This window comes from Bradyrhizobium manausense (genome assembly GCF_018131105.1).
Classification (GTDB): Bacteria; Pseudomonadota; Alphaproteobacteria; order Rhizobiales; family Xanthobacteraceae; genus Bradyrhizobium; species Bradyrhizobium manausense_B.
The window spans coordinates 525,472-547,791 of the sequence record NZ_JAFCJI010000001.1; the positions used below are offsets into that span (position 1 = coordinate 525,472).

The window sequence follows — 22,320 nt, forward strand, 5'->3', positions numbered from 1 at the left end:
CTCACGCCCGCGCCGCTGTCCCGGCGCTATCTCCCGTCCGGTCGGCGAACGGATCCTGATAGAGCCAGGCGAGATTCTCGCAGAAGCCCTCCAGGCTGGTCTCGCGGATCAGCTGGTTGCGCAGCAGCGCATGGACGCCGGCGGGATGGTAGACGTGGTCGCCGAGCTCGCGCGCCTGGAGCTGGACGCGTGCGGTGCGCAGCAGCCGTGCATTCCTGTAACGCTCCAGCGCGTGGGCGCTGTCGCCCTCGCCGGCGTCGAGCGCGTCGGCCAGACAGACCGCGTCTTCCAGCGCCATGCAGGCGCCTTGCGCAAAATATTGCAGCATCGGATGCGCGGCGTCGCCCAGCAGTACGACGCGTCCGTCGATCCAGCGATCGGTCGGATCGCGATCGCACGTCACCCAGGCCTTCCAGTCCCTGCCGTGATGAATGATCGCCTTGGCACGGGGATGCACGTCGCGAAATTCCGCGAGGACCTCGTCGTGGGTCACGGGCCTGGCGGCGAAGGCCTCGGCCGGATCGTTGTGGCAGGTGATCGCGAGGTTGAACACTTTCCAGCCTGACAGCGGATAATGCACCAGGTGGCACTTGGCGCCGGCCCACAGCGTCGCCGCGTTCCAGCGCAGATCCTCCGGCATCTGCTCGGTCGGGATCACCGAGCGATAGGTGGTGTGGCCGGCGATCCGCGGCGCACCGTCGCCGACCATCTGCTGGCGAATGCGCGAACGCAGCCCGTCGGCGCCGATCAGCAGACACCCGCTGATGCGCTCGCCTGATTTGAGCAGGGCCGCCGCGCGTGCGCCGTTCTGCTCGTATCCGGCGACATCGCAGTCGGTCCTCAACGTGACATTGGGATGCGCGTCGCAGGCGCGGACGAAGATGCCGTGCAGATCGCCGCGATGGACCACGGCATAGGGATTGCCGAAGCGCCGGCGGAAATGACTGGTGAGATCGATATTGGTGATCTCCTCCGCCGAGATCGCATCCATCAGGCGGAGCTGATCGATGAAAACGGCGATCGACCGTGCCGCATCGCCGAGGCCAAGGCGATCGAAGGCGTGAAACGCGTTGGGGCCGAGCTGAATGCCGGCGCCGATCTCCTGATAGCGCGAGGCGCGCTCGAGGACCGTGACCTGGAAACCCTTCTGCGCCAGCGCGATTGCGGCTGCAAGTCCGCCGATGCCGCCGCCTGCAATGATGATGGGATCCTGCCGCATGTCCTCTCCTGTTTCTCTATTTCCTTGATGTCTTTCCACGCGGCTGGCTCGCCTTGCCGCGCCTCTCCGCGCGTTCGTCGCGGGCGTCCTTCGGTCGCGCCGGCGGCGCGACCGTGATCTGACCGGCTTCGACTTCCTGCTCGAGCCGATCGATGTTGTGGTAAAGCTCGACCAGCACCTGCTTGAGCTCGGCCGCCTCCTTCGCGGACATGCTGCCGGTGACCACCTCTTCGTAATAGGCGGCGAGCGGCATCAGCCGTCCGGCGAGCTCGGTACCCTTGGGCGTCAGCGCGACCTGGAGGCTGCGCTGGTCGTTCTCGGGCCGGTCGCGCGTCAACAGGCCGGTGCGGCTCATCTCCGCAACGATGCGCGACAGCGTCGACACATCGGCAGAGGTCAGCTCGGCGATCTCGCCGAGACGCAGCGGGTGGCCTTGCTCCGACAGCGCGGCCAGCACGCGATACATCGGCAGCGTCAACTTCTCGTGACGGATCACGCGCGTGAACAGGTCGCCCATGCGCACGCCGAGCCGGGCGAGCAGATAGGGAAGCGAATTCGAAAATCGATACATGAGTTTAGGTCCGGGCTTGGGTCCTGGCAGGAGAGCCTCGCCCGGATTAAGCGCCAACCTTCGCATGTGCAATATTTGTGTTTCAATCATTTGCAAATGCAACTTTCTCATTGACAAGTATTTGCAGCGGGTGCTTTGCTTTGTCAACGCCGAAAGCAAAGCCGAAGGAACGCCGCCATGCAGGGCAAGATTACGCTCGAAGAGCATTTCGCGATGGACGACACCGTCCAGGACAGTGCGGGCTTCGCACCGTCCCAGGACTGGATCGAGCTCAAGGCGCGGCTGCTCGACATCCACGATCGCCGGCTCGCGGAGATGGATGCCCACGGCATCGAGCTGATGCTGCTGTCGCTGAATGCGCCCGCGGTGCAGGCGATTCCGGATCGTCATCGTGCGATGGATCTATCGCGCCGGGCCAACGACTTTCTCGCCGAGCAGGTCGCAAGGCGGCCCGAACGCTTCCAGGGGCTCGCAGCGCTGCCGATGCAGGACCCGGAAGGCGCCGCGCGCGAACTCGATCGTTGCGTCAGCACGCTTGGATTCCGCGGCGCGCTCGTCAACGGCTTCAGCGAGCTCACTGGGGCCGATCAGGCCATCTACTACGATCGCAAGGAGTTCTGGCCGTTCTGGGCGGAAGCCGAGCGCCTCGGCGTCCCGTTTTATCTGCACCCGCGCAATCCGCTGGCCAGAGACGCAGCGATCTACGAGGGCCATCGCTGGCTGCTGGGGCCGACCTGGGCATTCGGTCAGGAAACCGCGGTGCATGCCTTGCGCCTGATGGGCTCGGGCCTGTTCGACGCCTATCCGAGGCTCCAGATCATTCTCGGTCACATGGGCGAGGGCCTGCCTTACTCGATGTGGCGCGTCGACAACCACAACAAGTGGATGAAGACCCAGAACGCCTATCCGGCGAAGCGCAAGATCGCGGAATATTTCCGGGAGAATTTCTACATCACCACGTCCGGCAATTTCCGCACCCAGGCGCTGATCGACGCCATGCTCGAGATCGGTGCCGACCGGATCCTGTTCTCCGCCGACTGGCCGTTCGAGAACATCGATCACGCTGCCGACTGGTTCGACACGGCGACGATCTCCGAAGGTGATCGCCGCAAGATCGGCCGCGACAACGCCCGCGCTCTGTTCGGGCTCGGCGAAGCAACCAATCAACCTGCCGCAGAGCAGGACCAATCGTCATATCCAATGGAGGAAACCCGTGAGCATCTCGTCCGAAATCGACGTGCATGAGGAATTATCCGGCGCCGCGGTCGGGCCATTCCACAAGTTGCTCGGCATCCTGATCACGCTCATCACGCTGTTCGATGGCTACGACACTTTCAATCCAGCCTATGTCATCCACTATGTCATGCAGCCCTGGGGGCTCGCGCCAAGTCAGGCGGGGCTTTTGGTGAGCTCTGGTCTGTTCGGCTTCCTGTTCGGCGCGATCGGTCACGGCAGCGTCGCGGATCGCCTTGGCCGCCGCGGCACGCTGCTTGCGGGCCTGTGGATCGTCAACGTCTTCACGTTGCTGACCGCGGTATTCGCCGGCGATTTCTGGAGCTATTGCGCCCTGCGCTTCGCCACCGGGCTCGGTCTCGGGGTGCTGCTGCCGCTCGGAACGACGTTCATCAACGAGCTCGCGCCGAAGCGCGTCAGCAACACCTTTTCGCTCTGGGGCGTGACACTGGGCTGGTCGCTCGGCGGCGTCGCCGCCGGTCTCGTCGGCGTGTTCCTGACGCCGCAGCACGGCTGGCAGATCCTCTATTACGCCGGCGCGCTGTCGATCCCGTTGACCTTCGTGGCGCACACCATTCTGCCTGAGAGCCCGCGCTTCCTGGCCTCGCGCGCGCGTATCCCGGAGCTGCGCGCATTGCTTACACGGCTGCGGCCGGAGCGGGCGGCAGCCTACGAGAACGCGAGCTTCGTGACGAATGACGGCACGTCCTCACGGAGCGCATTGAGCGCGTTGCTGAGCCCGCGCTATCGCCGCGTCTCCCTGACCATCTGGTTCACCGCGTTTCTCACCTTGTTCGCGATCTTCGGTCTCACCGGCTGGATTCCGACCGTCATGCTCAAGCGCGGCGAGACGTTTGCGGCCTCGTTCGGCTTCGGCGCGCTGATGCAGGCGATGTCCTTCATCGGCGGCCTCACGCTCGCGATGCTGGCCGACCGCAATTTCGCGCTGACGCCGCGTTACCTCGCGACATGGTGGATCACCGGCGGTATTGCCGTGCTGGCGCTCGTCTTCGTCAGCGGTCACGGCGTCAATCTCGCCATCGTCGCCGTCGCCGGTTTCTGCATCATCGGCGCGCAGCACGTGCTGAACAATTTCACCGCCGGCTCTTACGAGACCAGTTTCCGCGCCAGCGGCGTCGGGATGGAGTTGGGCGTCGGCCGGGTAGGGGCAATTCTCGGTCCTTACGTCATCGGTCTGCTGCAACAGGCCACCGGTGGCCCGGACGCCGTGTTCTGGGCGATCGGCGGCGCGTGCATCGTCGGCGCGCTGGCGATCGGATCGCTCGGCTTCGCCGCCGCGGACCGCCTGCCACGCGCGGATGTCGCCCCGGCGGAATAACGAGATTTTCACCACAGGAGATATGACATGCCGACATCGACCCGTTCCGCTGAGACCGCAGGCCCGCTCGACAGCTGGGTGCTTCTGTTTGCGCGCGTCGCGATCGCGCCGCTGTTTCTCTACAGCGGCGTCGGAAAGGTGATGGCCTTTACCGCGACGGCGGGCCGGCTTCCCGGTGGCGCCGACGGCTTCGGCGCACTGCTCGCCGCGGGCGCAGTGACGGTTGAACTTGGATGTGGTATCGCCTTGATACTCGGTCTGTTCGCGCGGCAGGCGGCCATGATCCTGATCCCGTTCACCATCGCGGCCACACTGATGTTCCACAATTTCTGGGCCGCGCCGGCAGCGCTGGTCGTGATGCAGACCATCAACTTCCTGAAGAACCTTGGCCTGCTCGGCGCACTTGCGATGATTGCGACTTATGGGCCGGGCGCTTATAGCGCGCAGTCCGCGATCTGGCCTGGTCCCAAACGCGCACCGAGCCTCTCGTGACCGATCGCCGCGATGCCGAACGCACCGCCCGCAATTGAACCAGGGCGCGCACGCGTCAACGCCATCGGCGCGCCCTGGATCGAGTTGATGGATCAAACGCTCAGTAGTCCCAGAACACCGGCACCCAGCGGAAGGCGTCGCCGTCGATCGCGACGCGTCCGACCGACGGGAACGGCAAATGCGTGGCTACCAGCAGCTCGCCCGTCGCGGCAAGGTCTCGCAAGAGGTTGATACGAACCCGCGCCGCTTCCTCGGGATCGTGCTCGAAACCGTTGTGCCAGTCGGGTTGATCGAAGCCGACGGCAAACACCGCGTCGCCGGCGAAGGTCAGCGCGTCGCCGCCGGATGCCACCCGTACCACGCTATGCCCGGGGGTATGGCCGCCGGTGCGACGGGCGACGACGCCGGGCGCAATCTGGTGCGTCTCATCGAATGGCCGCAGCTGGCTGCCGTACTCCTTCACGAACTGCTTGGCGGTCGCGCGGAGCGCGTCCGGAAAACCCTGCGGCATGTTGGTGTGGGCGAAGTCCGGCGCCTCCCAGAACTTGACCTCGGCGGCCGCGACGTGGATGCGCAGATCCTTGCGGAGCCGCTGCTTCACGCCGTCGACGAGCAGCCCGCCGATGTGGTCCATGTGCATATGGGTGAGCACCAGATCGGTCACGGATGACAGATCGATGCCGGCGGCCTCGAGGCGCCTGGTCAACTGGCCTGCCCGCGGCAGGTGCAGATCGGGGTCGGACCCGAGGCCGGCGTCGATGAGGATGGTCTTGTCGCCGCTACGGACCATGACCGCATTCAGCGCCCAGTCGAAAGCGTCCTGCGGCAGGAACATGTCGTGCAGCCAGGCCGCCCGCTCGGCCGGAGCGGCATTGTGCGCCAGCATCGTGGTCGGCAGCGGCAGCACGCCGTCGCTGACCACGAGCACGTCGATTTCGCCGATCTTCAGCGCGTAGCGCGACGGCACGAGCTCTTCGGTGCCCGATGCCACGGGTTGCGAGGGATTGTGCAGGTTCATGTTGGTCTCCTGTGTCATGATGTGTGTTCCCGGCAAGACGTCGTCATGTCTAACGAACCGGAAAGTCGAGTGCCCCAGAGCGATTGCTGTGCCTGTCGAGAGATTGCTGCTAATGCGAGCGCTGGTCGTGGCGAGCGAGGCCACTATGCGCTGCAAGGGCCGAGCGTCTTTCCCGAAGCGGCCGCCTTTTGTCCGATCGTGCTCCGCGCAGGCGCACGTTTTCGTAAACGCACGCCTGGTGGCGGCGCGTTGTCGAGGTCCTGAACGGAGATAAGCGGGAGGGGCGCGCTCTAGCTCACGGCAAAGCGCGCGAGGGCCTCGCGGTCGATCTCGATCCCGAGCCCCGGACCGTCGGGGATGCGCACAACGCCCTTTGCATGCGCGATCGGTTCTCTCAGGATCGCCTGCCGGATCGGATGTTCGGTGCGGTCGAACTCCAGCATCGGCTCGAGCGGTGCGAGCGAGGTCGGCGTGTACGAGGGAAGCACCGCAAGAAGCTGGAGCGAGGCGGCGATCGCGATCCCGGTGCCCCAGACATGCGGATTGTAGCGGATACCGAAGGCTTCGCTCATGTCGGCGATCTTCTTGCATTCGGTGAGGCCGCCGGCCGCGCAGGTGTCGGGCTGGGCGATGTCGAGCGCATGTGAGGCGAACAGGTCGCGGAAGCCGAAGCGCGTGAACTCGCACTCGCCGCCGGCGATCGGAATTGTGAGCGCGGCTTTCACCGCGCGGTAACCTGCGACGTCCTCCGGCGGCACCGGCTCCTCGAACCATCCGATGTCGAGGGGTTCGATCATTCGGCCGAGCCGGATCGCGGCGACCGCGTCATAGGCATGGTTGGCATCGACCATCAGCGCGACGTCGGGACCAATCGCTTCGCGCACGGCGCGCGTGACGGCGGCATCCTCCGCGATACCGAAGCCGACCTTCAGCTTCACGGCGCGAAAACCTTCGGCCGCATAGCCGGCCGCTTCCTCCGCCAGATATTCGAGAGGATCGCCCGACTTCCGCCGATAGAGCCCGGTCGCATAGGCTTGCACTTCTCTGCGCGCCGCGCCGCCGAGCAGCTGGTGCACCGGCACGCCGAAATGCTTGCCCTTGATGTCCCATAGCGCGATGTCGATGCCGCTGAGGCCCTGGATCACGACGCCCTTCTGGCCGTGATCGCGCAGTCGCGCATAGATCGTCTGCCACAGCACATCGGTGCGCAGCGGGTCCTCGCCGATGAGCCAGGAGGCCACGTTCTGCACCACGGCGGCCGTCATCCGCGCCGGCCCGTAGCATTCGCCCCAGCCGGTCAGGCCCGCGTCGGTCTCGATCTCGACCAGCATTGCGGTGCGGGTATCGTACCAGGCGCGCGAGTAGGCGAAGGGCTGCGAGAGCTTTGCCTCGAGGATATGGGCGCGAATTCGTGTGATTTTCATTGCCATCGCTTCCGGTTCATCGTGTCTCGTCCAGCGCGCAGGTCACCGTGCAGACCACGCCGCGCGGCAGGAAGTCCACCGTTGCCTCGCCGCCAAGTTGATCGCGCGCGCTGCGCTCGATCAGACGCGAGCCGAAGCCGCGCTGCACCGGCGCGGTCACCAACGGGCCGCCGATCTCGGTCCAGATCAGCCGCAGCCGCGGTTTTGTGGTGTCGGCGATGACCTCCCAGTCGAGGGTCACCCGGCCGGTCTCGTTCGACAGCGCGCCGTATTTGGCGGCGTTGGTTGCGATCTCGTGCACGATCATCGACAGCACGACGGCAAGCCGCGGCGACAGCGGCACCGCGGGCCCTGCCATCCGGATGCGATCTGGATTGGTCAGCAGAAACGGCTGGAGCACGCGGGCGATCACGTCTCTCAGCTCCGAGCCGGCCCATTTCTCCTGGCTGAGGAGATTGTGCGCCTCGGCGAGCGCCCCGAGCCGTCCTTCGAATTTGATACGCTCGTCGCGGCTTGCGCTGCGAAACGTTTGCACGGCGATGGCCTGCATCAAGGCCAGCGTGTTCTTGACGCGGTGGTTGAGCTCCTCGATCAGGAGATTATGCAGCATCTCGCCGCGCGCGATCGTGGTCGCCATCCTGACCGCAAAGGTAAGGCCGACCAGCAGCAGCACGCCGCCGATCAGGCTGGTGATCGCGATGTTGCGCCAGAGCGGCGCGATCAGAGAGCTCTCGGTGACGCCGGCCGCGACGGTCCAGCCGGTTAGTTGCGACCGCGTATAGGCCGAGGCAAGCGCAACGCCGTCGAGCGAGACGCTCGACAGAGCAGCCTCGGGTGAACGGAACATGGCTTCGAACAGCGACGGCGAGGCCTGCTTGCCAAACGTCTCATTCGGATTGGGGGCGCGCGCGAACACGGTGCCCTTGCTGTCCAGCAGCGACACGGTCCATTGGTCGTCGGGGCGCTGCCGCTCGACCAGGTGCTGGAAGATGTCGATTGGCGGGCTGAAGGAAAGCGTGTAGACGACCTCGCCGTCGCGCAGCACCGGGACTTCGACCGTGACGATCGGGCGCTTCTTGGTTGATCCGGTGAAGAGGTCGGAGAATTGCGGCGTCTTGGTTGTGAAGACGCGTTCGACGATCTCGCGGTTGTTGCGCGGCGGCAGGCTCGCGGTTTCGGTCGTGACCGTCGAGAACAGCTGGTGCCCGGACTTGTCGGCCAGCAGCAGGACGCTGTCCTCGCCATACTGGCTGATGAATCCGGCTGCGGAGCGCCGGAAACTCTCGAAGTCACCCCTGCGCAAGGATTCGCTGAGCGCGAGCACCTGCAGGCCGCCCGTCATCCGCTGCACCTCGGAATCGAGCACGAGGCGCATGCTTCGTACCGTCTCGAGCACCCGGCGCGTCGCATCGCTGCGGTCCTGGCGATAGTTGGAATAAGCAAGGCCGACGGCAAAGACGATCAACGGCAACATCGTTCCCGTGACCAGGAGAGCGAGCCGGACCGGCAGGGTGAGCTTTGACAACGCGGGCGTCCCGATTCCAGCGCCTCGCGCGCCGGATTATGATTTTGGAGAGAACCATACGGGCAGGAATTGTGCTGCGCCATGATTTTCGTATCCGGCGAGCAGGCTGGAAGAATTCGGCGGGGCAGTCGCCGGCACCTCAGCTCATGCTGATTGCGGTGAGCAGCAGGCACACGGCGTACACGGCCGCCAGGCTGAGCCCGGCGATCCGGGCTTCTCGACGCGATGTCATGTGATCGACTCCAGGAGGGCGGCCGCCATTGCGGCGACCGCCCGTCCGTTACGTTTTAGTCAATTTCCTGCACGACCGTTCGTGTGCCGGGATCGACCAGCATCACGCGTTCGCCGGAGTAGACGTAGCGATAGTGCGTGAGCGACGGACCCCAATCGGCCGGGACCGCCTCGAGTTCGACATCGGTTGGAACCGTCGCGCCGACGATGATTTTTTCCTTCGTCGTCACCGGCCGCAGATGATGCTCGGTGACGTAGGATTTGATCCGCGTCCGGTATTGCGGCTCGATCTGGACCGCCGCGGCATGACCGGTTCCGGTCGTGGTCACCACGGTGGATTGTGCGAACGCGCCGGTCGAGATCATCAGCGCTGCTGCGGACAGCAGGAGTAGCTTTTTCATTTTGTCCTCCTCGATAACAAGCGCCGCACCAACATCTCATCGCTGGCGACGTTCCCGGCCGATAGGAACAAAATGCTACTTTTTCCCGTTTGCAAATCGACTGGGCGCGGAACGCCCGGCAATTGGAGGAGGAGAGAATGAAGCTGAGGATCGTAACCGCGGCCGTGATGGTTGCTGCGTTTTCACTACCGGCGTTCGCGGCCGACGAATTCTACGTCGTGCAGGACGTCAAGACCAAGAAGTGCACCATCGTCGACAAGAAGCCGACCGACACGAGCATGACCGTCGTCAGCCCCTCGGGCACGATCTACAAGTCGCGCACCGAGGCTGAGAGCGGCATGAAGACCGTCAAGGTCTGCACGTCAAACTGAGGAGGACGACAGAATGCCAGTTCTGATCTTGTGGGCCGTGCCGGCCGTGCTCGTTGTCGGCGGCGGCATCTATCTGATCGGCCACTTCCACTAGGCCAAACAGTATCGGGCTCCGCGAAGACTCGCGGAGCCCGATACAACAAATGTTGGGAACGTCAGAGATTGCTCTCCGTGATCGCGGCGTAGACCATGCTGCGCAGCTCGCGACGGAGCGGGTAGGCGCTCGACGGCAGCACCTGCGTCATGAAGATTGTGATCAGCTCCTCGGCCGGATCAATCCAGAACGAGGTCGTGGCCGCGCCGCCCCAATTATATTCACCAGGGCTGCCGGCGATCAGCGTCTCGGCCGGGCGCATCGTCACCGCAAAGCCGAGACCGAAGCCGATGCCGTTATAGGTGGCCTCCGAGAACAGCGAACGCGACACGTCCGGCAGCGCCTGTCCGCCCGGAATGTGGTTGCTGGTCATCAGCGCCAGCGTCTTCGGCCCGATCAGCCTGATGCCGCCAAGCTCGCCGCCGTTCAAAAGCGCGCGGCAGAAGGTGAGATAGTCGGCCATGGTCGAGCAGAGCCCGCCGCCTCCTGAAATGAGGGAGGGCGGCGCCAGGAACGAGCTCTTGGTCGGGTCGTCCTGAAGCGTCAGGCCCTCGCGGCGCTGGCCGGCATGCATGGTGAAGCCACCGCCGGGATCGGCGTTGTAGCAGGCGGCGAAGCGATGCGCCTTCGAGGCCGGCACGTGGAAATCGGTGTCGGTCATGCCCAGCGGGTCCAGGATGCGTTGCTTTAGAAACTGCTCGAACGGCATGCCCGAGATCTTGCCGACGAGGTACCCGATCACGTCGGTCGCGACCGAGTAGTTCCAGGATTCGCCCGGTGAGAACTCCAACGGGATTTTTGCGAGGCTCTCGATCATGCCCTGGAGCGTGCCTGACTTCTCGACCTCGCCGATCTTCTCGGCGCGATAGCCGGCATCGACATTGGAGCGCTGCTGGAAGCCGTATGTCAGTCCAGCCGTGTGGCGCAACAGGTCGACGATCAGCATTGGCCGGGACGGCGGCCGGGTCAGGAAGTTGGGGTGAGTGCCCGCGACGAAAACGCCGAGATTCTTCCATTCCGGAATGTATTTGGCGACCGGCTCGTCGATCGCGACCAGACCTTCCTCGACCAGCATCATGAAGGCGACGCTCGTGAGCGGCTTGGTCATGGAATAGATGCGGTAGATGGTGTCGTCCTTGGCCGGCACCTTGCGCTCGACATCGGCGAGGCCCTGCACCGAGCTGTGGGCGATCTTGCCGCGTCGGTAGACCAGCAGATGCGTGCCCGGGAAGCGGCCGGCGTCGATGTACCTGGCCTTCAGATGGGCATCGACGCGGTCGAGCGCGGTCTTGGACATGCCCACGGATTCGGGCGAGGCGGGGGTAGGGGCGAGCATCAGTTCCTCCGGCGGTTTTCTCAGGCGTTGATAGCCGAAATGAGGGCCTTATTCCAAGCGGGTCGCGCTTAACGCGAGGTCGCCTGATGGTGTAGGCTCCAGTCTGGAACGCCTCCAAGGAGCCCCTCAAGATCCCGCGGGGCCAACGAGAAAAACCTAAGGGCAAACGCAGCATGACCCAGTTCAACGAGACCGAACTCACCGAGGCCGTCGTCAGGAGCTTCGACAACACGCCCAATCCGCGCGCGAAATTCCTGCTCCAGGAATTGGTGAAGTCGTTGCACGATTACGTGAGCAAGACCGGTCTCACCTTCGAGGAGTGGGAATACGCCATCGATTTCCTGACCCGTACCGGCCAGAAATGCACGGACACCCGCCAGGAGTTCATCCTGCTCTCCGACGTGCTCGGCGTCTCCATGCTGGTCGATGCGGTCAACCATCGCGACCGCGACGGCGCGACCCAGACCACAGTGCTCGGCCCGTTCTATGTCGGCGAGCACAAGGTCACCCCCCACGGCACCGATATCTCGCCGAACAATCTTACGGGCGAGCGGATGTTCGTGCAGAGCCGCGTCACCGATCTCAAGGGCAAGCCGCTTGCGAACGTCCCGGTCGACGTCTGGCACGCCGACGATGACGGTTTCTACGATTCCCAGAAGACGAATTATGACGAGGTCGGTGCCTCGGCACGGGCGCGCTTCATCACCGACAGCGATGGCCGCTTCTTCTTCCGCACGATCCTGCCGTGCAGCTATCCGATCCCGACCGACGGGCCGGTCGGAGAGATGATCGTGCAGACCAAGCGCCATCCGATGCGCCCGGCGCATGTGCACTTCCTGGTCAACGCGAAGGGCTATGAGCCGCTGATCACCCACGTCTTCATGGACGGCGACAAATATCTCGATTCCGACGTCGTGTTCGGGGTCAAGGACGACCTCGTCGCCAAGGTCGAACCGCACAACGACGCGGCGATGCCCGACGGCACCAAGGCCAACGGGCAGTGGCACCTGATGACCTACGAATTCCACCTCAAGCCGGGCGGCGGCCTCGCCCCCAAGCCGCTCGGGACCAAGGCGGCCGAGCCGGCCTGACGTCACTTCTTGGGCATTCGCTCATTTGTTGTGCGCCGCACAAGGAGTGAGCGATTGCCCATTCAAGAAATGGGCGCGTCGCGACTTTTTGATGCATTCGTGGGTGTGCTCATCTTTTGATCGAATTCAAATAAGCTATTGCTACAACGTAATTTTTTTGTCCGTCCGTGCGCTGGCACAGGCCTTGAATAACAAGCTCTGACGCCACCGACGCCGTCACTCGACATCATCAATCAGCATCGCGAACTCGCCACCGGGGCGATGCCTCGGCGCGCCTCCACGCCTGGAGGCTGGGTCTGCAACGACGCAGCGATGCGACCAAAGGGATTATCAATGACGAAAGATCCGTCTCTAAGTCAGGCTTGGATTTCTGACTGGCGCCCCGAAGATGAGGCGTTCTGGAATGCGGGCGGCAATGCCGTCGCCCGGCGTAACCTGATCTGGTCGATCGTCGCCGAACACATCGGCTTTTCGGTCTGGCTGATCTGGAGCATCGTCACCACCAAGCTGCCGCAGGCCGGCTTCCACTATTCCACCGACGAGCTGTTTCAGCTGATCGCGGTGCCGGGGCTGATCGGCGCATTGATGCGCTTCCCCTACACCTTCGCGGTCACGACCTTCGGCGGCCGCAACTGGACCATTTTCAGCGCAGCCGTGCTGTTTATTCCGACGCTGTCGCTCGCCTATTTCGTGAGCCAGCCCGATACGCCGTTCTGGCTGATGCTGCTGGTGGCTTCGACCGCCGGTCTCGGCGGCGGCAATTTCGCCTCCAGCATGACCAACATCTCGTTTTTCTTCCCCGACCGGATGAAGGGCTGGGCGCTCGGCCTGAATGCGGCCGGCGGCAATATCGGCGTCTCCAGCGTGCAGCTGCTGACGCCGATCCTGATGACACTCGGGGTCATCAACCTGTTCCAGGCAAGTCCCGTCGGCGGTGTGTTCCTGCAAAACGCCGGCCTGATGTGGGTGCTGCCGATCGCGGTCGCGGTGTTCGGCGCGGTGTTCTTCATGAACAACCTCACCGCGGCCAAGTCGTCGATCAAGAACCAGCTCGCGGTGGTCAAGCGCAAGCACACCTGGATCATGGCCTATCTCTATATCGGCACGTTCGGATCCTTCATCGGCTATTCGGCTGCGTTCCCGCTGCTGATCAAGACGCAGTTTCCGACGGTGACGATCGCGATCGCGTTCCTCGGGCCTCTGGTCGGCTCGCTGTCGCGACCGCTTGGCGGCCTGCTTGCCGACAAGATCGGCGGCTCGATCCTGACGTTCTGGAATTTCATGGTGATGGCGGCCGCAACCGTCGGCGTGCTCTACTTCGTCGGGCAGCAGGACTTCATCGGCTTCCTGTCGATGTTCCTGATCCTGTTCGTCACGACGGGCATCGGCAACGGCTCGACCTATCGCATGATCCCTTCGATCTTCCGCGAGCAGAACCTGTTCAAGGTGCGCGGCGAAGGCGATGCGGCACGGGCGGTCGCGCTGAAGACGGCGAGCATCGAGAGCGGTGCGGCGGTCGGCTTCATCGGCGCGGTCGGTGCCGTCGGCGGCTATCTGATCCCGAGTGGTTTCGGCAAGTCGATCGCCATGACCGGCGGTCCGCAGCTCGCGCTCGTGATCTATCTCGCCTTCTACGCCTCCTGTCTCGCGCTCACCTGGTGGTTCTATCTGCGTCGCAGCCCACAGGGCGAAGGCGCCGGAAGCCTCGCCGAAGCGAGGATCTAGGATACGTACCCGCTTCTCCCCGTACGCGGGGAGAAGCTCCACGGCAGGCTTGGAACAGGAAGGTCTCATGAGTGAACCGCTCGTCATCGTCGGGAACGGAATGGCAGCCGCGCGTCTGGTCGACGAACTCGCCAAGACGGCGCTCGGTCGCTATGCGATCGCCGTGATCGGTGAGGAGCCGCGGCTCGCTTACAACAGGGTGCTGCTCTCGTCAGTGCTGGCCGGCGAGACTGGCTCGCACGAGATCGATTTGAGACCTGCGGACTGGTGGCGCCATCGCGGCGTCACCGTGCGCTACGGATATCGCGTCACCGAGATCGATACCGGCCGCCGCGAGCTCAAGATATCAGGCGAAGAGAGCATGGAATATTCCAAGCTCGTGCTCGCCGTCGGATCGACGCCGCTGCGGCTCAAGGTGCCCGGCGCCGATCTCGCCGGCGTGCACACCTTTCGCGACACCCGCGACGTCGATCTGCTGTTGGCGCTGGCGGCGGCGAAGAAGCGCGTCGTCGTGGTCGGCGGCGGTCTGCTGGGTCTCGAAGCGGCTTATGGTCTTGCGAAAGCCGGCGCACCCGTGACGCTGCTGCATCTGATGGACCGTTTGATGGAGCGTCAGCTCGATGGGCCTGCCGCTGATCTGCTCAAGACGCTGGTGGAGCGCAAGGGCGTCCGTATCCTGCTCAACGCCTCGACCGCCCGCATCCACGGTGAGGGCCACGTCCAGGCCGTCGAGCTTGCCGACGGCAGCCGCATCGAGGCGGACGCCGTGATCTTCGCCGCTGGCATCAGGCCCAACATTGCGCTGGCCGAGGAGGCCGGCATTGCCGTCAACCGCGGCATCGTCGTCAACGACGTGATGCAGACCGCATCGTCGGACATCTTCGCGCTCGGCGAATGCGCGGAGCATCGCGGCATCTGCTACGGCCTGGTCGAGCCGGCCTATGAGCAGGCGCGCGTGCTGGCGCGGCATCTCGGCGGCCGTCCCGCCGCCTATCAGGGCAGCGTGGTCGCGACCAATCTGAAAGTATCCGGCGTCAGCGTGTTCTCTGCCGGCGACTTCATGGGCGCCGACGGCAGCGAGAGCCTGGTGCTGACCGACCGCAGGCGCGGCACCTACAAGAAGCTCGTGATCGCAGACGGACGCCTCACCGGCGCGGTGCTGATCGGCGATACTGCGGAAGCGCTCTGGTATCTCGAGCTGATCCGTACCCGCGAGAAGATCGCCGGGATTCGCGCCGACATGATGTTTGGCCGCACCCTTGTGGCTCCCAAGGCGGCTTGAGATGACGGCGATCGACCCGGCGTTGCGCGCGATCAAGACAACCTGTCCCTATTGCGGCGTCGGCTGTGGCGTGCTCGCAACGCCCGATGGCGCGGGCGGCGCGGCGATCGCCGGCGATCCTGACCATCCCGCCAATTTCGGTCGCCTGTGCTCGAAGGGATCGGCGCTCGGCGAAACCGTCGGGCTCGAGGGCCGGCTGCTCTACCCGATGATCCGCTGCAAGGGCGCGCTGGAGCGCGTCGCCTGGAGCGACGCGCTCGACCACGTCGCTCATCGCATCCAGCACATCGTGGCGCGTGACGGCGCCGACGCGGTCGCGTTCTATCTCTCCGGTCAACTCCTCACCGAAGATTACTACGTCGCCAACAAGCTGATGAAGGGGTTTATCGGCACCGCGAATGTCGACACCAATTCGCGGCTTTGCATGTCGTCTTCGGTCGCCGGCCATCGCCGCGCCTTCGGTGCCGACACCGTGCCCGGCTGCTACGAGGATCTCGACCAGGCCGATCTGCTGGTCCTTGTCGGCTCCAATGCCGCATGGTGCCATCCCGTGCTGTTCCAGCGCATGCTGAAGAACCGTGGGGAGCGCGGCGCGCGCATGATCGTGATCGATCCGCGCCGCACCGATACCGCTGATGACGTCGATCTCTTCCTCGGCCTCAAGCCCGGTACCGACACCGCGCTGTTCTCAGGCCTGTTCGCGCATCTTGCCGACAGCGGAGCGCTTGATCAGGATTACATCGCGAACAATACGGCCGGCTTCGACGATGCTCTGGCGCGCGCGCGCAACATCGCCGGCAACGTCACCGCGACCGCGCTGGCGACGGGCCTCTCCGAGCAGGACGTCGCCACCTTCTTCAGGATGTTCCGCGACACCGAGCGGGTCGTCACGTTGTATTCACAAGGCGTCAACCAGTCTGCGCAGGGCACCGACAAGGTCAATGCGATCCTGAATTGCCATCTTGCGACGGGGCGGATCGGCAAGCTCGGTGCCTCGCCGTTCTCGCTTACCGGCCAGCCCAATGCGATGGGTGGCCGCGAGGTTGGCGGCCTCGCCAATCAGCTCGCCGCGCATATGGGCTTCACGCCGCCGGATATCGACCGGGTCAGGCGGTTCTGGAAGGCGCCCCGTATCGCCACCCATGAAGGGCTGAAGGCGGTGCAGCTGTTCGAGGCGATCAACCGTGGCGAGGTCAAGGCATTGTGGGTGATGGGCACCAATCCCGCGGTGTCGCTGCCCGATGCCGATATCGTGCGCGAGGCGCTGAAGAAGCTCGAGCTGTTCGTGGTCTCCGAGAACGTGCTTTCCAATGACACGGTCGAGGCCGACCCGCACGTGCTGCTGCCGGCACTGGCCTGGGGCGAGAAGTCGGGCACGGTGACCAATTCCGAGCGCCGCATCTCGCGCCAGCGGTCATTTTTGCCGGCGCCAGGCGAGGCGCGGCCGGACTGGTGGATCCTGAGCGAGACCGCCAAACGCCTCGGCTTCGGCGACAGCTTCAATTACAAATCCGCTGCGGAGATCTTTCGCGAGCATGCCGCACTCTCCGCATTCGAGAACGACGGCAGCCGCGATTTCGACATCGGCGCGCTGACGTCGCTGTCCGACGAAGCCTTCGACGCCCTAAAGCCGGTGCAATGGCCCGCGCGTGAAGGCGAGGCTCCAAGCGAACGCTTCTTCGCGAGCGGCAGCTTCTTCACCAACGACGGCAAGGGCCGCTTCGTTGCGCCGGAGGTGCCGGCGCTGCGCAGCGAGACCGGGCCGTCGCGTCCCCTGCGGCTCAATACCGGGCGCATCCGCGACCAGTGGCACACCATGACGCGCACGGGGCTGAGCCAGCGGCTTGGTGCCCATCTGCCCGAGCCGTTCGTCGAGATTCACCCTGATGATGCCGGCAAATACGGCATCGTCCATGACGGCTATGCCCTCATCACCACCGATCACGGCCGGTGCATTCTCAAGGCCGTCGTCAGCGCGCGGCAGCAGCGCGGTACGTTGTTCGCGCCGATCCACTGGAGCGCGATGAATGCCTCGCACGGTCGCGTCGGCGCGCTGGTCGCCCCGTTCACTGATCCCTTCTCCGGGCAGCCGGAATCGAAGGCGACCCCGGCGGCGATTGTGCCCTATGACTATGTCTTCCGCGGCTTTGCGCTGTCGCGACGTCTGCTCGATCTGCCGCCCGGCGTGTTGTGGACCCGCGTCACGGTTGCCGGCGGTTTCGGCTATCTGTTCGCAGACAATGCAGATCTGTCGCGCTGGCCGGCTTGGGTCAATGGTCTCGCAGGCGAGGACGTCGCCGACTACCGCGATGTCGGCGGCGGGATTTTTCGCGCAGCCTCGTTTTCGCGCGATCGCATCGAGACCTGCCTTTTCGTCGGCCCCGCGCACGATGCCGGCGATTGGGACGTGGTGAAGAGCCTGTTCGCAGCCGATCACGTCACCGACGATCAGCGCCGCATGCTGCTGTCGGGCAAGTCCAGCGAAGGTGCTGCATCGACCGGCCCGATCGTCTGCGCCTGCTTCGGCGTCGGCCGTGGTGCCATCTGCGACACCATCGCGAGCGGCGCCCGAACCGCCGCGGAGATCGGCGCAAGGCTCAAGGCCGGCACCAATTGCGGCTCCTGCATCCCGGAGTTGAAGCGCCTGATCGCGGCGACGGACGTTGTGCCGGCGAAGCAGGCGAAGCTCGCCGGGGTTGCGAGGTAGGGACCACTTCCTCCAACGTCATTGCTTCGCTGCGCTTGCAATGACGGCGTGGATGTAGTTCTGCGCGATAGCCATAAGAGGCCGCTGGCGCGCCCAACGCCCTCAATTCAGCCATGCCCTCCGCCCCAATCGACGCGCCCGCGATTGTGCCTTATGGTGCCGCGCGCTGCCCTCTCAACACCAATAAAAACATGATGTACCTGGAAACGCCGCCGCGCCTGATCGAAACCAGAATCTTCTCCGCCATGCCCGACACGTTCCGCCGCAAGGGCGTGCGGACGGACTGGGCCGATGCCAACCGGCCGGGCGTGCCGACAGATAGCTTCATCGAAGGGCCATCGTTCGACAAAGACGGCAATCTCTATATCGTCGACATTCCCTTCGGTCGCATTTTCCGCATCACGCCTGATGGGGTGTGGTCGCTCGTGATCGAATATGACGGCTGGCCGAATGGGCTGAAGATCGCGGCTGACGGTCGCATCCTGGTCGCCGACTACATGCACGGCGTCATGGAGCTCGACGCCAAAGCCGGACGGATCAAGCCGATCCTGACGTCGCGAAATTCGGAATCGTTCCGCGGCTGCAACGATCTGCATCTTGCCTCCAACGGCGACATCTTTTTCACCGATCAGGGGCAGACCGGGCTGCATGATCCCAGCGGGCGCGTCTATCGCCTGACGGCGGCCGGCCGGCTCGATTGTCTCATCGACACCGGCATCAGCCCGAACGGGCTCGTGCTCGATCCGAGCGAGAAGGTGCTGTTCGTTGCTATGACGCGCGACAATGCGGTGTGGCGGCTGCCGTTCATGAAGGACGGCAGCGTGTCAAAGGTCGGCCGGTTCTGCTCGCTGTTCGGCACCTCGGGTCCCGACGGCCTGACCATGGATGCTTCCGGCCGCCTGTTCGTCGGCCACGCCTCGCTCGGCCATGTCTTCGTGTTCGCCCCGAATGGTGAGCTGATTGCGCGGATCAAGTCATGCGCGGGACCGAACTGCACCAACGTCGCGATTGGTGGCGCGAACAAGGATCGGCTCTATATCACGGAGTCTGCGACCGGCAGCGTGCTGGTGGCTGACATCGGTGGACTGTAGGAACCAGCATGAACAAGCATCCCTTCGGCAAGACCGGAACTGACGTCTCCGTCATCGGGCAGGGCACCTGGTATCTTGACCACGGTGACCGCAAGCGCGCGATCGCGGCGCTTCAGCGGGGGGTTGATCTCGGCATGACCCATATCGACACCGCCGAGATGTATGGCGATGCCGAACTCGTCATCGCGGATGCGATTGCAGGCCGACGCGATGAAGTCTTCCTGGTCTCAAAGGTGCTGCCAAGCAATGCCTCGCGCCGCGGCACCATTACCGCCTGTGAACGCTCGCTGAAGCGTCTGAAGACGGATCATCTCGATTGCTATCTCCTACACTGGCGCGGATCGTATGATCTCGAAGATACCGTCGCTGCGTTCGACGAGCTGGTGAAGGCGGGCAAGATCAAATCGTGGGGCGTCTCGAATTTCGACGCCGACGACCTCGACGAGATTCTCGATGTGTCCGGCGAAGGCAAGATCGCTTGCAATCAAGTGCTCTATCATCTCAAGGAACGTGCGATCGAGCACGCGGTGATCCCGTGGTGCGAGCGGCACAATGTTGCGGTCGTTGCCTATTCGCCGTTCGGGCATGATGATTTTCCCGATGAGCGCAGTAAGGGTGGCGCCGTGCTCGCGCGCATTGCAGAGACGCGTCGCGCGACGCCGCGTCAGGTCGCGCTGAGCTTCATCACCCGTGCGACTACGGTGTTCGCGATCCCGAAGGCGTCGTCGGCGGAACACGCCGGCGAAAATGCTGCCGCCGGCGATCTCGTGCTGACGAAAGAGGAGATTTCGGCGCTGGATGCGGCGTTTCCGCGCGGTCCGAAGCCGCGCGGCCTGCCGATGTTGTAGGGCACAAACCCCCATTATTAATGGAGTATTGACGCGCGCGGACCTGAGTGCATATCGGCATCCTGTTTTCGGAAGTTGTGAAAGCGGCGCATTTGTCGTTTTTATAGGCTGTTCTCGATTCGCATTCTTGCCGGGTTCCCACAGTGACACCGCCGCCCGCCGCAGCCGCAAGGCTCGACAGTATTCCTATGCCCTTGCCCGAGAAGAAGCAGGAGGCTCGCCGCGCGCCTGCACGCGTCGATCATCCCTTCAAGGGCATCGCGCTGGTGCTGCTGTCGACGATCTTCCTCGGCTGCTCCGACGTCACCTCGAAATATCTGTCGTCGAGCCTGCCGTCGATCGAGATCACCTGGATCCGCATGGCCACCTTCGCGCTGATGTTCACGCCGGTGATGCTGCCCGGCTCGCCGCTGCACGCGATGCGCACCGAGCGTCTCGGCCTTCAGCTGATGCGCGGCACAGCGCTGCTCGGCTCTTCGCTGTTCTTCATCACGGGCTTGAGCTTTCTCCCCATTGCGGAAGCCTCCGCCACCGGTTTCGTCTCGCCGCTGTTCGTCACCGCGCTCTCGATCATCTTCCTGAGCGAGAAGGTCGGCATGCGCCGCTGGATTGCGACCGCAATCGGCCTGATCGGCGTGATCATCATCATACGTCCCGGGTCGAGCGCGTTTCACGTTGCCGCGTTCTTTCCGATCGTCTCTGCGTTCTGCTGGGCTGCGGCATTGATCATGACGCGCATGATGAGCGGTCGCGAAGCCGTGGTCACCACCATGGCCTACTCCGCGCTTACGGGCTTTGCGATCATGAGCCTGATGGTGCCGTTCGTCTGGGTGACGCCGAGCTGGAGCTCGATCGGGTTCGGCATCCTGATCGGCGTTGCCTCCACGGTCGGCCAGTGGATCATCGTGCTCGCCTATCGCTACGGCGATGCCTCGGTGCTGGCGCCGTTCTCCTACACACAGCTGCTGTGGGTCAGTATCCTGGGCTTCTTCCTGTTCGGTGAAGTGCCTGACGTCTGGACCGTCACCGGCGCGGCCTTCATCGTCGCCAGCGGTCTCTATATCGCCCATCGCGAGCGCATCCGCCGCGCTCAGCTTCTGGTGCAGGCAGCGCGTTCTCCGAACCCCTGACGCAAGTTCAGACGTTCGTCTTCGTGCTATCAATGGCTCCAACGTAACGGGAGGAGCCGGATGCGCGCTGCGATTTTCAGGAACGGTGAGATAGTCGTCGGTCAGATGGCGGAGCCGAAGCCCGGCCCCGGCCAGGTGCTGGTCAAGACGCTCGCCTGCGGCATCTGCGGCTCCGACCTGCACGCGCGCCAGCACGCGCCGCGGATGGTGGAGATGGCGAAGAAGACCGGGCGAACGCCAATGGACCTGTCGCGCGACGTCGTCTTCGGCCACGAGTTCTGCTGCGAGATCGTGGATTATGGCCCTGGCACTACCCGCAAGCTCAAGCCGGGCACGCATGTGTGCTCGCTGCCCGCACTGCTGACGCCGGAAGGGATCAAGGGCATCGGCTATTCCAACGACTTTGTCGGCGGCTATGCGGAAGCGATGCTGCTCAGCGAGCCGCTGCTGCTGGAAGTGCCGAACGGCCTTGCGCCGGAACACGCCGCACTGACCGAACCGCTCGCGGTCGGCGTTCATGCGGTGGAGAAAGCAAATATCGGGGGTGGCGAGGTGCCGCTCGTGATCGGCTGCGGCCCCGTCGGGCTTGCCGTGATCGCCGCGCTCAAGATCAAGGGCCTGCATCCGATCGTCGCCGCCGACTATTCGCCGGCGCGCCGCGCGCTCGCCGCAAAGCTCGGCGCCGATATCGTCGTCGATCCCAAGGTATCGCAACCCTATGCGACCTGGGCCGAGCACGCGCAGATGTCGGCGGCGGAGAAAGCGGCGCGGCCGCCGTTCCAGGCCATGCTGCCGGCGCTGAAATCTGCGGTCATCTTCGAATGCGTGGGCGTGCCCGGCCTGCTCCAGCAGGTGTTTGAGGGAGCCCCGCGCGACGCCAAAATCGTCGTGGTCGGCGTCTGCATGGAAAATGACAAGAACGAGCCCATGCTCGGCATCATGAAGGAGCTCAATGTCCAGTATGTGCTCGGCTACACGCCGGAGGAGTTTGCGGCCTCGCTGCGCCTGATCGCCGACGGGCAGGTGGATGCCGCGGCGATGGTGACGGCGGAAGTGGGTATCGACGGCGTCGCAACGGCCTTCGCCGATCTCGCCAATCCCGAAGCGCACACCAAGATCATCGTGCAGCCGTGGCGGTGACGATGCCGTAGGGTGGGCAAAGGCGCAAAGCGCCGTGCCCACCATGTCTCCC

General features: G+C 64.3%; 19 protein-coding genes. 12 read left to right on the plus strand and 7 right to left on the minus strand.

Features of this window, described 5'->3' with window-relative positions; translation table 11 throughout:
* Position 1: 1 nt before the first annotated feature.
* Complete coding sequence (locus tag JQ631_RS02490; RefSeq protein ID WP_212323688.1) at positions 2-1,219, minus strand: 3-hydroxybenzoate 6-monooxygenase; 1,218 nt, start codon at positions 1,217-1,219, stop codon at positions 2-4.
* 16 nt (positions 1,220-1,235) lie between these two features.
* Positions 1,236-1,790 carry a MarR family winged helix-turn-helix transcriptional regulator gene (locus tag JQ631_RS02495; RefSeq protein WP_212323690.1) on the minus strand — a complete coding sequence of 185 codons (555 nt, stop codon included), beginning with the start codon at positions 1,788-1,790 and terminating at the stop codon, positions 1,236-1,238.
* Positions 1,791-1,967: 177 nt separating this feature from the next.
* Here JQ631_RS02495 and JQ631_RS02500 point away from each other — a divergent pair, with 177 nt between their 5' ends.
* Genes JQ631_RS02500 through JQ631_RS02510 form a run of 3 tightly spaced genes read left to right on the plus strand, consistent with a single transcriptional unit; the run spans position 1,968 to position 4,854 of the window.
* Complete coding sequence (locus tag JQ631_RS02500; protein WP_212323692.1) at positions 1,968-3,035, plus strand: amidohydrolase family protein; 1,068 nt, start codon at positions 1,968-1,970, stop codon at positions 3,033-3,035.
* Positions 3,004-4,362, plus strand: coding sequence for an MFS transporter (locus tag JQ631_RS02505; RefSeq protein WP_212323694.1), 1,359 nt, complete (start codon positions 3,004-3,006; stop codon positions 4,360-4,362). Before JQ631_RS02500 ends, JQ631_RS02505 begins: the two co-directional genes overlap by 32 nt.
* A 27-nt stretch (positions 4,363-4,389) precedes the next feature.
* Positions 4,390-4,854, plus strand: a complete 465-nt coding sequence (locus JQ631_RS02510; protein WP_212323696.1) for a DoxX family protein — start codon at positions 4,390-4,392, stop codon at positions 4,852-4,854.
* Between the two features lie 100 nt (positions 4,855-4,954).
* Here the strand turns inward: JQ631_RS02510 and JQ631_RS02515 are convergent, their stop codons facing one another.
* From JQ631_RS02515 to JQ631_RS02530, 4 genes are all read right to left on the minus strand, one after another.
* Positions 4,955-5,890, minus strand: a complete 936-nt coding sequence (locus JQ631_RS02515) for an MBL fold metallo-hydrolase (protein WP_212323697.1) — start codon at positions 5,888-5,890, stop codon at positions 4,955-4,957.
* 272 nt (positions 5,891-6,162) lie between these two features.
* Complete coding sequence (locus tag JQ631_RS02520) at positions 6,163-7,296, minus strand: mandelate racemase/muconate lactonizing enzyme family protein (RefSeq protein WP_212323698.1); 1,134 nt, start codon at positions 7,294-7,296, stop codon at positions 6,163-6,165.
* 16 nt (positions 7,297-7,312) lie between these two features.
* Complete coding sequence (locus JQ631_RS02525; RefSeq protein WP_212328461.1) at positions 7,313-8,770, minus strand: sensor histidine kinase; 1,458 nt, start codon at positions 8,768-8,770, stop codon at positions 7,313-7,315.
* Between the two features lie 338 nt (positions 8,771-9,108).
* Positions 9,109-9,453 carry a DUF1236 domain-containing protein gene (locus tag JQ631_RS02530; protein WP_212323699.1) on the minus strand — a complete coding sequence of 115 codons (345 nt, stop codon included), beginning with the start codon at positions 9,451-9,453 and terminating at the stop codon, positions 9,109-9,111.
* 137 nt (positions 9,454-9,590) lie between these two features.
* Here JQ631_RS02530 and JQ631_RS02535 point away from each other — a divergent pair, with 137 nt between their 5' ends.
* The gene (locus tag JQ631_RS02535) at positions 9,591-9,824 is read left to right on the plus strand and encodes a hypothetical protein (RefSeq protein ID WP_212323700.1); all 234 of its coding nucleotides are present in this window, start codon (positions 9,591-9,593) and stop codon (positions 9,822-9,824) included.
* Positions 9,825-9,979: 155 nt separating this feature from the next.
* On the opposite strand, the gene JQ631_RS02540 is transcribed toward JQ631_RS02535, so the two are convergent.
* Positions 9,980-11,254 carry a serine hydrolase domain-containing protein gene (locus JQ631_RS02540; protein ID WP_212323701.1) on the minus strand — a complete coding sequence of 425 codons (1,275 nt, stop codon included), beginning with the start codon at positions 11,252-11,254 and terminating at the stop codon, positions 9,980-9,982.
* Between the two features lie 173 nt (positions 11,255-11,427).
* Between JQ631_RS02540 and JQ631_RS02545 the strand changes: the two genes are divergently transcribed.
* From JQ631_RS02545 to JQ631_RS02580, 8 genes are all read left to right on the plus strand, one after another.
* A complete protein-coding gene (locus JQ631_RS02545) occupies positions 11,428-12,345 on the plus strand; it encodes an intradiol ring-cleavage dioxygenase (protein WP_212323703.1) in 918 nt (305 codons plus the stop codon).
* A 333-nt stretch (positions 12,346-12,678) separates the two neighbouring features.
* The gene (locus tag JQ631_RS02550) at positions 12,679-14,070 is read left to right on the plus strand and encodes an MFS transporter (protein WP_212323704.1); all 1,392 of its coding nucleotides are present in this window, start codon (positions 12,679-12,681) and stop codon (positions 14,068-14,070) included.
* A 67-nt stretch (positions 14,071-14,137) separates the two neighbouring features.
* Positions 14,138-15,352, plus strand: coding sequence for an NAD(P)/FAD-dependent oxidoreductase (locus tag JQ631_RS02555; protein ID WP_212323706.1), 1,215 nt, complete (start codon positions 14,138-14,140; stop codon positions 15,350-15,352).
* A gap of 1 nt (position 15,353) precedes the next feature.
* Positions 15,354-18,059, plus strand: a complete 2,706-nt coding sequence (locus tag JQ631_RS02560) for a nitrate reductase (protein WP_212323708.1) — start codon at positions 15,354-15,356, stop codon at positions 18,057-18,059.
* 194 nt (positions 18,060-18,253) lie between these two features.
* Positions 18,254-19,150, plus strand: coding sequence for an SMP-30/gluconolactonase/LRE family protein (locus tag JQ631_RS02565; RefSeq protein WP_212328462.1), 897 nt, complete (start codon positions 18,254-18,256; stop codon positions 19,148-19,150).
* A gap of 8 nt (positions 19,151-19,158) precedes the next feature.
* On the plus strand, positions 19,159-19,998 hold the full coding sequence (locus JQ631_RS02570) for an aldo/keto reductase (RefSeq protein ID WP_212323710.1): 840 nt from the start codon (positions 19,159-19,161) through the stop codon (positions 19,996-19,998).
* A 188-nt stretch (positions 19,999-20,186) separates the two neighbouring features.
* The gene (locus JQ631_RS02575; RefSeq protein WP_212328463.1) at positions 20,187-21,128 is read left to right on the plus strand and encodes a DMT family transporter; all 942 of its coding nucleotides are present in this window, start codon (positions 20,187-20,189) and stop codon (positions 21,126-21,128) included.
* Between the two features lie 60 nt (positions 21,129-21,188).
* Entirely contained in the window at positions 21,189-22,268 is a 1,080-nt protein-coding gene (locus JQ631_RS02580; protein WP_212323712.1) for a zinc-binding dehydrogenase, read from the plus strand.
* The last annotated feature ends 52 nt before the right edge of the window (positions 22,269-22,320 follow it).